Annotated in this window: 17 protein-coding genes; 1 reads left to right on the top strand and 16 read right to left on the bottom strand. The window is 32.3% G+C overall.

What is annotated here, in order from left to right:
• Nucleotides 1-188: 188 nt before the first annotated feature.
• Nucleotides 189-2,012 carry a relaxase/mobilization nuclease domain-containing protein gene (locus OQH61_RS03565; RefSeq protein WP_266025921.1) on the top strand — a complete coding sequence of 608 codons (1,824 nt, stop codon included), beginning with the start codon at nucleotides 189-191 and terminating at the stop codon, nucleotides 2,010-2,012.
• Here the strand turns inward: OQH61_RS03565 and OQH61_RS03570 are convergent.
• The 16 genes from OQH61_RS03570 to OQH61_RS03645 form a co-directional block, all read right to left on the bottom strand.
• The gene (locus tag OQH61_RS03570) at nucleotides 2,009-2,320 is read right to left on the bottom strand and encodes a ribbon-helix-helix domain-containing protein (protein ID WP_266025922.1); all 312 of its coding nucleotides are present in this window, start codon (nucleotides 2,318-2,320) and stop codon (nucleotides 2,009-2,011) included. The two genes, OQH61_RS03565 and OQH61_RS03570, sit on opposite strands and share 4 nt — an antisense overlap.
• Nucleotides 2,317-3,180, bottom strand: coding sequence for a Fic family protein (locus OQH61_RS03575; protein WP_266025923.1), 864 nt, complete (start codon nucleotides 3,178-3,180; stop codon nucleotides 2,317-2,319). Before OQH61_RS03575 ends, OQH61_RS03570 begins: the two co-directional genes overlap by 4 nt.
• A gap of 8 nt (nucleotides 3,181-3,188) precedes the next feature.
• Complete coding sequence (locus OQH61_RS03580) at nucleotides 3,189-3,854, bottom strand: ParA family protein (protein WP_266025924.1); 666 nt, start codon at nucleotides 3,852-3,854, stop codon at nucleotides 3,189-3,191.
• Nucleotides 3,855-4,109 carry a hypothetical protein gene (locus tag OQH61_RS03585; RefSeq protein ID WP_266025925.1) on the bottom strand — a complete coding sequence of 85 codons (255 nt, stop codon included), beginning with the start codon at nucleotides 4,107-4,109 and terminating at the stop codon, nucleotides 3,855-3,857. It lies immediately after the preceding gene.
• Nucleotides 4,110-4,301: 192 nt separating this feature from the next.
• Nucleotides 4,302-5,327, bottom strand: a complete 1,026-nt coding sequence (locus OQH61_RS03590; protein WP_266025926.1) for a tyrosine-type recombinase/integrase — start codon at nucleotides 5,325-5,327, stop codon at nucleotides 4,302-4,304.
• A gap of 249 nt (nucleotides 5,328-5,576) precedes the next feature.
• Nucleotides 5,577-6,026: a single-stranded DNA-binding protein gene (locus tag OQH61_RS03595; RefSeq protein ID WP_266025927.1), complete on the bottom strand. Its 450-nt coding sequence runs from the start codon at nucleotides 6,024-6,026 to the stop codon at nucleotides 5,577-5,579.
• The gene (locus OQH61_RS03600; protein ID WP_266025928.1) at nucleotides 6,026-7,063 is read right to left on the bottom strand and encodes an ArdC-like ssDNA-binding domain-containing protein; all 1,038 of its coding nucleotides are present in this window, start codon (nucleotides 7,061-7,063) and stop codon (nucleotides 6,026-6,028) included. Before OQH61_RS03600 ends, OQH61_RS03595 begins: the two co-directional genes overlap by 1 nt.
• A gap of 11 nt (nucleotides 7,064-7,074) precedes the next feature.
• Nucleotides 7,075-7,224, bottom strand: a complete 150-nt coding sequence (locus tag OQH61_RS03605; protein WP_266025929.1) for a hypothetical protein — start codon at nucleotides 7,222-7,224, stop codon at nucleotides 7,075-7,077.
• A gap of 116 nt (nucleotides 7,225-7,340) precedes the next feature.
• Entirely contained in the window at nucleotides 7,341-8,192 is an 852-nt protein-coding gene (locus OQH61_RS03610) for a hypothetical protein (protein ID WP_266025930.1), read from the bottom strand.
• A 91-nt stretch (nucleotides 8,193-8,283) separates the two neighbouring features.
• Nucleotides 8,284-8,541: a hypothetical protein gene (locus tag OQH61_RS03615; protein WP_266025931.1), complete on the bottom strand. Its 258-nt coding sequence runs from the start codon at nucleotides 8,539-8,541 to the stop codon at nucleotides 8,284-8,286.
• Nucleotides 8,542-8,718: 177 nt separating this feature from the next.
• Nucleotides 8,719-8,928, bottom strand: a complete 210-nt coding sequence (locus OQH61_RS03620; protein WP_266025932.1) for a hypothetical protein — start codon at nucleotides 8,926-8,928, stop codon at nucleotides 8,719-8,721.
• 127 nt (nucleotides 8,929-9,055) lie between these two features.
• Nucleotides 9,056-10,462, bottom strand: a complete 1,407-nt coding sequence (locus OQH61_RS03625) for a PcfJ domain-containing protein (protein ID WP_266025933.1) — start codon at nucleotides 10,460-10,462, stop codon at nucleotides 9,056-9,058.
• Nucleotides 10,462-10,743, bottom strand: a complete 282-nt coding sequence (locus OQH61_RS03630; RefSeq protein WP_266025934.1) for a hypothetical protein — start codon at nucleotides 10,741-10,743, stop codon at nucleotides 10,462-10,464. Before OQH61_RS03630 ends, OQH61_RS03625 begins: the two co-directional genes overlap by 1 nt.
• On the bottom strand, nucleotides 10,740-11,300 hold the full coding sequence (locus OQH61_RS03635; RefSeq protein ID WP_266025935.1) for a thermonuclease family protein: 561 nt from the start codon (nucleotides 11,298-11,300) through the stop codon (nucleotides 10,740-10,742). Before OQH61_RS03635 ends, OQH61_RS03630 begins: the two co-directional genes overlap by 4 nt.
• 2 nt (nucleotides 11,301-11,302) lie before the next feature.
• Nucleotides 11,303-11,977, bottom strand: coding sequence for a hypothetical protein (locus OQH61_RS03640; protein WP_266025936.1), 675 nt, complete (start codon nucleotides 11,975-11,977; stop codon nucleotides 11,303-11,305).
• Nucleotides 11,978-13,198, bottom strand: a complete 1,221-nt coding sequence (locus tag OQH61_RS03645; RefSeq protein ID WP_266025937.1) for a hypothetical protein — start codon at nucleotides 13,196-13,198, stop codon at nucleotides 11,978-11,980.
• Nucleotides 13,199-13,259: the final 61 nt, after the last annotated feature.

The following is a 13,259-nucleotide window of genomic DNA, read 5'->3' on the forward strand; positions in this document are numbered from 1 at the left end:
TATGTGCGGACTTTCAAACGCAAAATACACATTTTGAGGGTTATCCTGCACATTTCTGCCTTTCTCTGATTTTTATTATCTTTTCATTTACTTTTTTCTTTGGTATTTTTATACAATGCCAGTGTGAAATTTGCAGGAATTTGATACGAGTTTTAAGAAGGTCATCTAGTCAAAATATAAGGGAAAAAATGCGTGATGTCATTCTTGAATTACCACCTGAAAATTCTTATGAACAAAGCGAATTATTTGAGTATATTTCTTTCAAAAAAATTCGCAAGATTCCTGAGCATTATCCAATTAAAATTAAACGAGCTTTTAGGACAAATTTTGAGCGCAATGTTGCACTTTTCTCTCCGCAAAAGAATCCTCATCAAAGTTCTAGCAAAAATGTTGTGATTAAAAACATTGGGAATATGAAAAAAGCTCATTTGTGCAATGCGCTTTCTTATACTTTCTCTCATAGTGAATTGCAAGTAGGTTTTAATCATTTAGGAGAATGTGTTAATGCAGGAGAGATTCTTGAGGATTGGGGGCAAGACTTTTCATCAAATCCCAAAACAAATGAAGCAATGCACCTTGTCTTTTCTCTCAATGAACCACATTCTCAATCTGTGCTTGATACGCTTTTAGAATCTACACGCCAAACTATGCAAAGTTACTTCTCTGAATACAAGTGGGTTTTAGTGCCACACTCTCATCAAAACAAGCCTCATATTCATATCATTGTAAATAAAAGTAATATGTTTTCGGGCAAGAAACTTCACTTTAAATCTAAGGGAGAGATTTCTCATTTTTTTGAGGAGCTGCGAGAGGATTTTAAATATAATCTTTTTGAGTATTCAAGAGGCAAACTTGATTATACCAATGAGGTAAAATTTGATAAGAAATTTCGCCAAGATATGTTGAGCTCCAAAATAGAAAAATTAGAGCAGCTTAACCTTATTGCTCCTGCCCAAAAAGAAATTGATTTTATGGCAAGTTATAAGGAAGCCATTACCGATGTGAATCAGAGGCTTAATGGTTTGGATATGCGCGCTAAAAATACAAAGAAATCTTTGCATAACAATACCAATCATCTAAAAAATATCCAAAGCAAAATTGCACAGCGAGAGGAACAGGGCTTAAATGTTGCCTTACTTTTGGAAAGAGCGCGAATTGTGCAAGAAAAATTAGATAAAGACAAACGAGATATTGATGAAATTGAATTACGCAAAAGTGAGCTTGAAAATTATATGCGACATTTCTTAAATTGGGAGGAGAATTTTTCAAACTTTACAAAGAATTTCCAAACACAACAAAAGCAAAAGGCTTTTCTTAAATCTTTTAAAGGATTTGAGCGATACTTATCTATTGAACTCAATACCAAGCTCCGTGATATACAAAGGAGTATTTTGCATAATGAGAAATTAATGCAAGAAAGCTTTAAAAATATCAATGAGGGTATGCTTGCATCTCTTAGTGATATGAAACCTAAAAGTAATGTTTTTGTGTTAAAAAAGCAATATTCTAAGCTTCTTTTTTATAAAGGTATTGTCTCTAGTATTGAATTTGAGAATAATGCAAATTTGCGTGATAAAAAAGCACAGAGCATAAAAGAACTTAGTGCGCTTCAGGCACAGATTGTAAATATGCTCAAAGAGCAAGCAAATCAATTACCCCGCTCTGTCAAAACAACATTACAAGAAATAGAGAATCTTAAAAGCAATACTTCTCTTAATGATATTGAATTAGCAAAGGCTTATGTGCGATATACTAAGAGACTTTCATTTTATGAAAAATCCATAAAAGCCCTTCAAGGATTCCAAAAGCAATATGGCATTGACTTTAAACTTGAGAGTGAGTTAAAGGGTGCGCAAGATATACTAAAGCAAACAGAGATTACAGAGCAAAACAACATAAATGCTCCACAAGAAGCCAAACAGATTGCTTTAGATAATCAATCTATAAAAGTAACCAATAAAAGTGTGCCTGAAGCGGTCCATACAAAAATAGGTGAGCGAACAAAGACTTAGTATTGATTAAGCTTTTCAATTTTTTCAAGGAGGCGAGTTTTAATATGAGCCTTTCTTTGTGCAAAATAAGAGCGTAAGGCGTCCTCTACAAATTTGTTTTTACTCTCTTTTCTTTCGCCAAACTCATTGAGAAATTCATCAATCTCCTTAATGAGATTTTCATCAAGAGTGAAGGTAAAATTGCGCCTATTGTTACCCTTTTGTTCCTCTGCAAAGTCTTTGTCTTTAATGTTGTTGCTAAGTGCTTGCGCTTGTTTATTACTTTCTATCTTGTTGATTTGCTCTAGTTTTTTTGTGGTGTATTTCATCGTGTTTTACCTTTTTGTCTGAGTGATTTATTCGCTTGAGGGGCTTTTGTAATATCTAATTTGTGTTGTAGATTCTGAAAGTTTTGCAATGTTTGCAAAGTATTTGCATATTCACGCACAAAAAAATCCACAAAATTTTTTGTCTCTCCTTTTTCATAATAGGCAAGCATTGCATCTTTATACTGCGCTTTTATCTCTGTTGCTGCCCTTAGGGCATTAAAGGATAAAAAAGGTAAGCCATCATTAAGCAAACTAAGATTTTGCACAATTCTTGCTAGTCTCTTATTACAATCTTGAAAGTATTGCAAATAGGCAAGATTATTGTGAATATAGATTGCCTTATCAAAGGGATTAAAAATCTTATTAAAATAAGTAAGCATTTTATCCATTTGCACTTCTAGTTCTTGGGGATTATTCAGAGGAATATAATCGCTATTTCCTATGGTAACAGCAATATCTCTCACGCCACCTTGTGCTTTTTTGGGGAGCAATCCCTGCGAAAGCATTTGATGAATCTCTCTTATAGTGTGCTTTGTAATAGGAGGCTTTTCCTCTAGGACATACTCAAGGGCAGCTTTGATATTTAAAAGCATATTGGCTTCATCTATACTTTTAGAGCTTATGGGTTTGCGTGTTTCAAAGAGTGTTTGTGCCTCGCCTCTCGTGTAAGTATTGCCCTCAATAATGGCTGAAGTATAGATAAAATCAAAGCAAAGCTTATTTGCAATGGATTTTTCATCTTGTGTCTCTGTTATAAGAGAATCTAGTGAGATTCCTTGAGCGAGACTTATCAAGAAATTGTTTTGCTCTTGGGATAAAAAGCTTGTTATATCCAAAAATTCGGGGTTGTAGGCTATCATCTTATTCCTTAATTCATTATTTCGCTAAACACTTCTTCAAACTTTTGTTTTGCCTTGTCATCGCTATATTCATTTATGCCTAAGCCCTCACTTATAGCGCGTTTATATGCAATTTTATCATAAATAATATTTTCGCAGATATGAATATCATTTATTGAACTTTCTTTGCAAAGTGCAAATATAGCTTCTTTAAAATCGCTTAATTCTTTGCTCAAAAAAGGATTGGGAGAAACTTTATTAATAAGCACATACACTTTGAGATTTTCATTAAAATCTCTTACCTCCTTCACTCTTTCTAAAAAATCACAAAGCACATCAAAATCAAGTTGGCTAGGAGTAGTTGGAATAATGAGCCTATCTGCATAGAGCATAGCTTTACGAGATTCCACGCAATCACTCCCTTTTGTGTCAATAACAATATATTCATAAAGCTCTAAGCTTTGTTTGAGGCTTTGGGTTATATCTCCGCTTCTATTGGAGAGAGTAAAGTAAGGAAGATTTCTCTCTTTGTTTTCTTCAGATTCTCTAATGTTTGTAAAACTTTCACAATTTTTTTGTGAATCTGTATCAAGTAGCAAAACTTTCTTTGATTGCTCTAGTAGTCTTGTTGCTATATTGATAGCAAGTGTGCTTTTTCCACTGCCTCCTTTTTGATTGGCGATTGTTGTTATCATTTACTCTCCTTGTTCTTTTATGTCCGTCTTTTGTTTGCCTGAAAATCCTAAAAAGAAAGCTTTTGCAAATTGGAATTTGATTGTAAAATCTTTTATCAGTTGTTCAGAATCTATACTTTTGTTTTCTATTTTCTCTTTGGCAATAACATAAGCACCTAAAATATAAAGGATTTCAGATTCTAATATAAACAACTCGCGCTTTGTTTGTGGGAGCTGAATATTAGCAAGTTCCTCTTCAAGATTGATATTTATCATAAATGTCCTTTTAATAGAATAGGATATTATACAATATTTATAAAATAATTGCAATATAATACAATTATTTTATTTCATATACAATAACTTACAATAATTATATTTCTAACTAAATATTATATTATAAAATAATTACTTGTATTGTGCTAAGAATAAGTTTTTTTGAGGCGCAATACTTTGTAATACAAGATATTAAAAGAGACAAGAAACTCTCTTGTGCGTATCTTGATTCATATGCACATAGATTTGGGTATTATTGATTGAGGAATGCCCTAATGCGTTTTGTGTGAGCAATAAGTCCTTTGTCTCTCTATACACAAATGAGGCAAAGCTATGTCGCAAAAGATGCAAATGATTACCTTGTGGCTGCACGCACTCAAGCCTTTTTAGAATTGATTTTACATCAATTCGTATGTGTGCGGGCTTTTGACTATTTTTTAGAGATATGTTAAGGAGATAGGGAGAATTTAAGCCCTGTTGTTTCTTTATGGTTTTAAAATTTTCAAACAGCGCACCTATTAAATCTTTTCTAATAGATACAAATCGCTCCTTAGCACATTTGCCCTTGATTTTAATAAGATATTGCTCTCCATCTTCGTCTATATCATCAAAGCTTATGTGCGAAAGCTCACGGCTGCGTATGCCCGTATAAGATACGATTAACAAGGCAAGCTTATCACGCTTTTGTCGGAGTGTGTTCTCGTTGAGATGATGCACTTCTTTTAAGAATCTTTTATATTGCAAATCATTAAGAAACGAGGGAAGCTTATTGTCTTTCAAAAAGTTGAGCTTGATATTTTTGATGTTCTTTGCAGGAATCCCTTTTGACATTAAAAAGAACAAAAAGAGATTTATTGAGCGATATTTTACCATAATCGTTGAGGCTTTAAGCGTTTTTGTAAGATTGAAAAAATAATCAATATATTTTTGCTCTGTCATATTTGGCTCAAAATAGCCATCACGCATAACAAAATGCTCCACACATTTAAGAGAATGGCTTAATCCTCCAGCACTAATAATGCCAAGCTTTACCGCTTTAGATATGAATACAGACAAAGATTTAAAACTTTTAAAATCGTGTTGCATTGAGAGAAAGATTGCTGCCTTTCTTTTATCATATACGGAGTTTTGCGAGAAAGTTTTTGCCTTAAGAATAAAGTATTCACCAAGCAATTTAACGATTTGCGATTCTTGGAGCTTTATTTTTTGATTTTCCATTGTGCTTCCTTTAAAATTTATTGAATTAATTATATCGGCAAACAAATGAGCCAAAGTGGTGAAATCACACAAATACGCCTTTGTTTATCCCTTAAAAATAATAATAAGACTATTGTTGGGTTTTGCAAATATGTAAGATTGAATGCGGATTGTCTTTGTTTAAAGGAGAAAGCAATATTCAAACAAAGTCGTTACTATAAAAGAACATAGCAACGCTTAATGCTTGAATAATGTCTTAATAATGGAGAGTTAATTATCGGGCATAGTGTAGATTTTTTCCATAAATTCTTCGCCACTTATGGTTGTAATGCTTTGTAAATCTTGCTGTGGATTGCTTGGTGGAGGTGTAGATTCTGTATTTTGTGCAAATGTATTTGTGTTTTTGCCAAAGACAAAAACTTTTTGAGCAATAATGTTTGTTCTTGAATGTTTTGTACCATCTTTCTCCCAATATTCTGCGTTAAGTGTGCCTTGAATAAAGGCTTGAGTGCCTTTTTTGAGACTTGGGCAAATCTTTTCTGCATAAGGTCCATAGATAACAACTTGAAAAAAGATTGATTTTTTCTCAATGTTACCACGCTCATTTTTAAAATGTTTGCTTTTGCCTATGGTAAAGGTTACACAAGCGGTGTTTTTGCTGCCGATATATTTAAGTTCAGCGTCCGCTGTGAGATTACCATTTATGCTTACACTATTCATTATCTGCCCTTTCCTTGCACTTTTGCTTTCTTGGTTGCTGGTGCTTTAGCTTGAGTTTGTTTTTCTTGTTTTGGTTGTTCTTTTTGCACTTCTTGTTTTTTAGAATCTTGCTCTTTGCTATTTTGATTGTCTAGAATCCTTTGAATATCTTGCTTTTGCTGTTCGTTAAAGCCTTTTGGCACATTATAATCCCTGTTGAAATTTTGTGCATTAAAATAATGCGTGAGTTGCTCGGCAGTTACAGGATTAAGTTGCGCTTTAATGTCTTGCAATACAACTTTTTTGCAATCAGCTTGATAATCTTTTGAATTACTAAGAATATGCTTGTATTCTGTGCTTTTATTAAGGGGTTTAAACTTGTTGAAGTTTTTAATTTCTGCCGTATTGATGTTTTTACCTGCTTCAAGCTCTGCTCTTGCCTCTTTTACTTTTTCTAGTGCTTGAGCCACACTTGGAAATTCCGCAATATTATAAACAATATCAGTTTTTAAGACGGGTTGAGGCAAATCCCTTAGTTCTGTTTTAATTTTCATATAAGGCTTATTAGTTTTATGGTCAATAACAGGATTACCTTGAGCATCAAGCTGGGGGGTCATTTCAAACTGATATAAAGGATTCCCATCTTTGCCCATTCTTGGTTTGCCATTCTCATCTAAAAGAGGGAGAGGCTTTCCGTCTTTATCTGTTTTATATACATTTACCACTTCTTTTTTAGCAATATATTGCACTTTTACAGCTTTATCTTGCCAAGAGCTTTTTAGCATATCAATTTCCGCAGTTGGTGCGCCTAAATACGCAGCATCTTTGATAGTAACCCATTCATTGCTTGGGTAATTCTTTTCTGCTTTTTTAATATCAAACATTAGACTATTTAAGCCCTCCCAAGAATTACCATTGCTTGGATTATAGGCTCTTTGAAATTCTCCTGCCTTTACATCTCTTGCGAATGGTGCATATTTATTTTTAATGCTTGTAGCAATCGTGGCTACGATATTGGTTGTAATAGATTCTCTTACTTGTTCATATGTTGTAGGCATTACATACTCCTTTAGTCATTCATTTTTAGCTCTTCTAAGAGTGCTTGATTTTGAGAATCTTGCATAGCTTGCAATTCCTCGTCCATTAAAATCGGAATCCCATATTGATACAAATGAGCAGCATCAATATCTTGAAGTTTTACTTCTTCTACTTCTGGCATTGTGTCTCCTTTGGTTAATTTAAATGCGTGTGAAGTGTAGCTAATTTTTAAAGTTATTTGATACACACTTTTTAAAGGAGAGTAAAAATGTGTATTGTCTAATAAGTTAAAGAGATTTAAAATGTCGGGAATCCAAAAGCATCAAGTTTTGGATTCGTATTTTCTATTTTGATGGCATTTGGATTATTATCATTGATTTTTTGTTGCATTTCTATGGTTTTTTGATTATACATATCATCATCAATCATCTTTCTATGCACGCCTGCTTGTCGTTCTTGTTCTTGTGCAACCACATTAGCCGTCATTGCCATTGTTTCATTTAAAAATGAAATATGTGTGGCAATTTCTCGTAAGTAATCAATCATCAAAAACTCTCTATCAGCTTGTGATTGGGATTTATCTGTATTTGAACCATCTTTAGCTTTCTCTAACATCTTTTTTTCTTTATTTTTAACATAATCAAGGCTTAATAAAATAGGGTCGCAACCCCCACCTTTTGTTTTTTTGCAATACTCTATATTATCTTTTGAGGCAAGGCTTGGGTCAGTTACTCCAAGAGAGAGTTTCATTTGCTCCATTCTAATTTTTAAGGGAGCAAGCTTTTTTTCAAATTCTTGCTGCTCTAGTTTGTCTTGGGCTATAACTTGTTTAATTTTTTCTTGTTCTTGCTTTTTATATTCCTCAAAGTCTCCATTGAGCAGCGCTTCTTTCATTTTATTTTCAATTTCTGCATTTTTTATAGCTTTTTCATATTTTTGTAATCTCTCGCACATAAGTATAGCTAGAGGTAAGCCTTTAATGCTGTTATTGAGTGTTGAAATATCGTGTGCTGTAATATCTGTAAATTCTGTGAGCATAAGTTCTATATCAGCTTGAATTGGTGTTTGTTCGCCTATTTTTACTGCTTCTAGCGTTGTGCTTTCAGGGTCTATGCTCTCAAGGTCTAAAAAGGGGCATTTTTCTTGCAAATTTCTCCTACGAATATTTTGCGTTATATCCCAATCTTGAGCTGTTCTCTTAAGGCGTTCCGCGTTATATTTTATGGATTCAAGAGTGTTGTTAAGATTTTTCCAATACTTCTCTTGGGTCAGCGATTTTTAATCCGTCTTTCATCATTAGATTATTTGCACTATTCATCATATTATTGATTTCATTGAGGCGATTAACCTGTTCATTTGCTTTTTCAATCATTTGTTTGTATTGTTCATAAGATTTAAGCATTTGTGCTAAAAGTGATGGTGATTCTACAATAGAGGCTACACAAAAGCTATAAGTAGGTAATAATGCCAATAAGCACATACTTAACAACTTTTTCATACTTTCTCCTTGCGTTAAAACGAGGGATAAAGCAATAGTATTTTTTACAGGATTTTTTATATTTATACGATTAAGAAGTTATAGCTTATCCCTCTAGGGCGGGATTATAGCATTTAACAAAAAGTTTTTAATACACACTTTTTAAGGGGAATGAAAAAATGTGTATTAAGTTTGCAATCACTCAAAATGCAGATTCTGCTCTAATCCTGCATCATAAAGATGAGAGAGACGAGAAATACAACTACTTGAAAGCTCAAGATTTAAAGAATTATCCTCATTTGTCTCTACTTCAACTAACACATCACCATTATGGCAATATGCCCCAATGCCCATATTCAACAAATAGCTTACGCATTTTTGTCTATCGTGTTCATCAATTACTTGCATTTGCACTCCTTTATAAGAATATTGTCCTAAGACAGAGGTATTATAAAACAAACAATAGATTACAAATACCTAATGCAAGCCATTCACACGCATTTATTCCCTTAAATATGTTTCTTTCTTAATATTTTCAAGTATTTAATTCTTTTAATTGATTTCTCACATAAGAGAGAACCTCTCTTGTTGGGTGTTGGTTGTATCTACCCTTTAATTCAAAGATTGCAAATTGCTTTCTTTTCTTTTCAATCTCTAAGGTATAATCCTTCTTCTTATAATTTAAATTATAAATGGCACTTAATCCTTGATTGATTCTATTTTTTCTTGTCCAAACACAATTATGTTGTTTTTGCCCTTGTAAATAAAGCTCTTTTTCTGTTTTTAAAAGTGTGAAGTTTTGAGGTAGGTTTAAATGGATAAACTCTGCACTAATTTTAAGTTTTTTATTCTTTGGAATCTTGCTTTTCTCTAGTTCTTTTACTAATACATCGTGTTCTTGTTTTATTCTTTTAATGGATTGAATCTTAAGATTGAAGGTAGATTTTGTTTGATAGACTAATTCTACATAGTCTTTTAGTAATTGTCTATTCTCTTCCTTACTTGGATTAATTTTCTCTAGCAAATAAAGATAACATAGATTAAAGCAATTAAACTTCTTTCTCTTATAAAAAACTTGTTTGCAAGATTTAAAAAATTCATTCTTACAATCATTCATCTTATAGCTTAATAAGAATTGATATATCTTATTTCTTTCTTTTTCCTCTATGAAAGGTAAAGAAACTCCAAAGGATAAAGCCATAAATAAGTTGAGCTTATTGAGATTAAAAGGGATTTTAGTCTTTAGAGTATTTTCTACTACTTCTTGAATTACTCTTGCATTCTTTAAAAGATTAAACTCTAGTCTCAAGCTAGATAAAACAAAGTAGGGTAAGAGATGTAAATCTTTAATGATAGGTGTAGAAATTCTTGCTAAAAAATAGGTTTTTAAAAGTTTATCGCTAAAGAGATAATCACAACGATTGGTTTTAATAAAAATCTTTGAGTTTCTATAAGTGTTTAAATTAAAATTACCTAGTATAATACTATCGTCTTCTTTAATGATGAAGTTTTGATTTTTTTGCCAAAATTCAGATTCAAGTTTAAAATGATTCTCTATTCTTTTAAAATAGATTTTCTTTTTATAAAGAAAAATATCTTTATTCGTGCTATCATAATCAAGTCCATAAAAGATATTTTCCTCTCCCTCAAAATTACAAAAGCTAAATTCAAATTTTAAATCCTTATTTGCTTCTAAGACTTTCTCCATAAAGATAAGGAGAGATTTGGGGAGAATTAAAATCTTTGGAGAATCATCAATGGGTAACTCATAGAGTAAAACAGAATATTCTTGTTTGATACTCTCTAAAAAGAATAAGAAATGACTATCCTTTCGCCATTGCTTTAAATCAAAACAGAGAGGGTGTTTCTTTAGTGTGTCTTGACTAAGAGAATTAAAATCCAAAGGAATATAGTCTTTAATGAGGCTTGTATTGGTTTGCATTATCTAGTCTTTAATAACTCTTTATTCTCGTGGATATTGCCGATGACTTCAAATTTAAAGTCAAAAATAAAGGAAAGTTCAAAAAGAGAAAATATTGTATTACAATCTCCCCATTGCCCATTTTTATTTTTGATTTTGTATTTTCGGGGGATAAAAAACGAATATCCTGTATCAAAGTTCCCATACTCTATACCAATTCTATTGTAGCTTCTTTCTAAACTTAAGTAGAAAATTTCTGCTATAAAAGATTTTTCAAGTGAATCAAAATCTTTTAGTTTCATTTACTCCTCCTTATCTCATCTCTTGGTATATGAGCATTTGCCCACTCCTTATATTGGGATATTTGTTTTCTATAAATGCTAGGTTTTATAGGATTTTCTTCACTCCATAAGCCTTTGTGAGCTAGTCTTGCTTGTATTTCTAAATGCACATAGGCTAAAGAGTATTCTTTATATGCCCACGCTAAACCATTTTCTACTTGATTGGCATTAACATCAATGCCATTACAAAAGACTATGCCTACAATTCTGTTGTATTTATCTTTATCTTTGATTTTAATTGTTGCTTGAGAATTAAGAGGGCAGAGTTTTAAGAGATTATCTTTTGAGGCTTTACCAAAGCTCTGTTTAGATTCAGGTGCATCAATCCCATAGAATCTAATTTTTAACTTTTCTTTATTGTATAAGAGTGTAAGTGTATCACCATCAGCAACTTTTATAATCTTGCCTGTGATGGATTTGCCCTCTATATAAGCGAGGTTATAGCCAAAGAATTGATTTATAATTGCAATAATGACACAAAGAGCGGATAAAATAAGTGTAAGATGTTTTTTGGACATAGCTATCTCCTATAATTGTGGGATTTATTGTTTGATATTTTTGTTTTTGTGGATTTGGTAGATTGTTTATTTGATTGTGTATTATCTATGGTTTTCTCTACCTCTTTTTGAGGCACAAGATTTTGATTTTTAATATAGAGCTTAATAGCTCTTTGTTTTTCAATAAGACTAAGTTCTGTCTCAATAGCACTTAAGGCGTTTGCTTCATTGATTCTGAAGCTATCCGCGCTTTGATAGATTCTTCCAATGCTTCCGCTCGTTCGGCTAATGCCTCCGCTTTCTCTGCTCTCTCCTCCGAGTATTGCACTACTGCTTCCATAATATGAGGTGGTATTTCTGCTTCCAAGAATGCCATTTTCTTTGGATTGCCGTGTGCTTTCAGGATTAATTGTCTTAACATCTCCAAACCCTTCTCTGTGGGTATTGAGATATGGGCGTTCTTGTGTGGTGCTTGTATGTGTTTGTTCATTTTCTTGCTCCTGCATTATATGGGTGAGTATTGTAGCAAATTCATCACCATTGTTGGCTGAATGTTGTATATTTTCTTGTGGAGTAAGAGAATCTTTATGTGGAGTAGAATCTTTATTTTGTTTTTGATTGTGTTCTTTGTTATGTTGATTGCTCTCTTGCTTTGTGAATCCACCAAATAATGCAGAGATTTTGCCTTTGATATTCATTTAACGCCCTAGTTGATGAGAGAGCGCACTTTTTTCAAGTGATAAAGTTTTATTCTCAATAATAGCATTGAGCTTTTTATTTGTTTCCTGCCAAAGATTTGGTGAGTTTTCTTTGATTTTTTGTGCTATTTTCTTGTTTGCTTCTTCACTCATACGCTTATCAATAGTATTTTCTGATTGTTTCATTTTAAGGGCTGTTTTTACAAACTCATTCGCATTTTCATTGCTAACTTTTTCACCTACACTTGCAGTGATAGCAGATTCTAATCCTTTATCAAGCAGCTTATTATTTTGGAGATTGTATTTTAATCCTTGCTCTATCATATCTTTATGTTCTTTGCTCAGTATGCTTGGTTCTTTGTTTTGCAAGATGAGCAGAATCTTCATTTCATTTTCTCCCATACCATTTTTACAATACTCAAAAAACTCTTCTTTAAATGCTTCTTTGCTAATGGGCATATCAAGATTCTCTATCTTTTTCTTTTCAAACCAATCTACCAAATCAGTGAAGTAAGTATTTGGATTGAGTTTTTTGTCTTGCTCCATTGATGGTGTATGTCCTAATTCCTCTTTTACTTCTTTCATAAAGCTATCAATGAAATTTTGGGAGTTGTGGTGCTTTTGTCTTATTTTTTCTATATCAAAGCCTGTTTTTGGCTGCCACTCTGCTTTATTTGAAGCATTATCATAATCAAATTTTAAGGCTTTAAGCTCCTCTTTATCAAGTAAAAAGTCATTATTATAAATACTCACACCCTCTTGTTGTTCATCATTTTTTAAAATCCCCATTTCTAAAAGTTCATTTTGATGTTTAAGTGTAAATTCACTTAAGGCATTTTGAATTTTCTCATCAAAAGCAAGTAGATTTTCTACTTTTTCTATGGGCATAGATTCTGAGCGTTCCATTTCTTTGTCAAGTTCTGCATTTGGAATATCTTGAAGATGCTCTTTAGATTCTTTGGATTGAGCTAAATTTTGTATTTGCTCTTGAGGATTTTTTAGTTCGCTCTGTTCTTTTTCTATGTTTTCATTTGTCTGTGTTTGCTCATTTTGTGGAGATTGATTTTGTAATTCTTGCTCTTTTTTAACCTCCTCTACTGCCTGAATAAGCTTTTTTAAAAATATATCTCTATCTTCAGGCATTAAAAAATGGAAAAATCGTTTAAATTCATTCATTATTTCTTCGCTCTGCACATCATTTAAGTGCTGCATAAAAGACATTGCAAATCCTTTCAAATGGAATAGATATGCAATCATAATAAAAAACTTGATTTTAAAAATA

Source organism: Helicobacter sp. MIT 21-1697 (genome assembly GCF_026241255.1).
GTDB lineage: Bacteria > Campylobacterota > Campylobacteria > Campylobacterales > Helicobacteraceae > Helicobacter_C.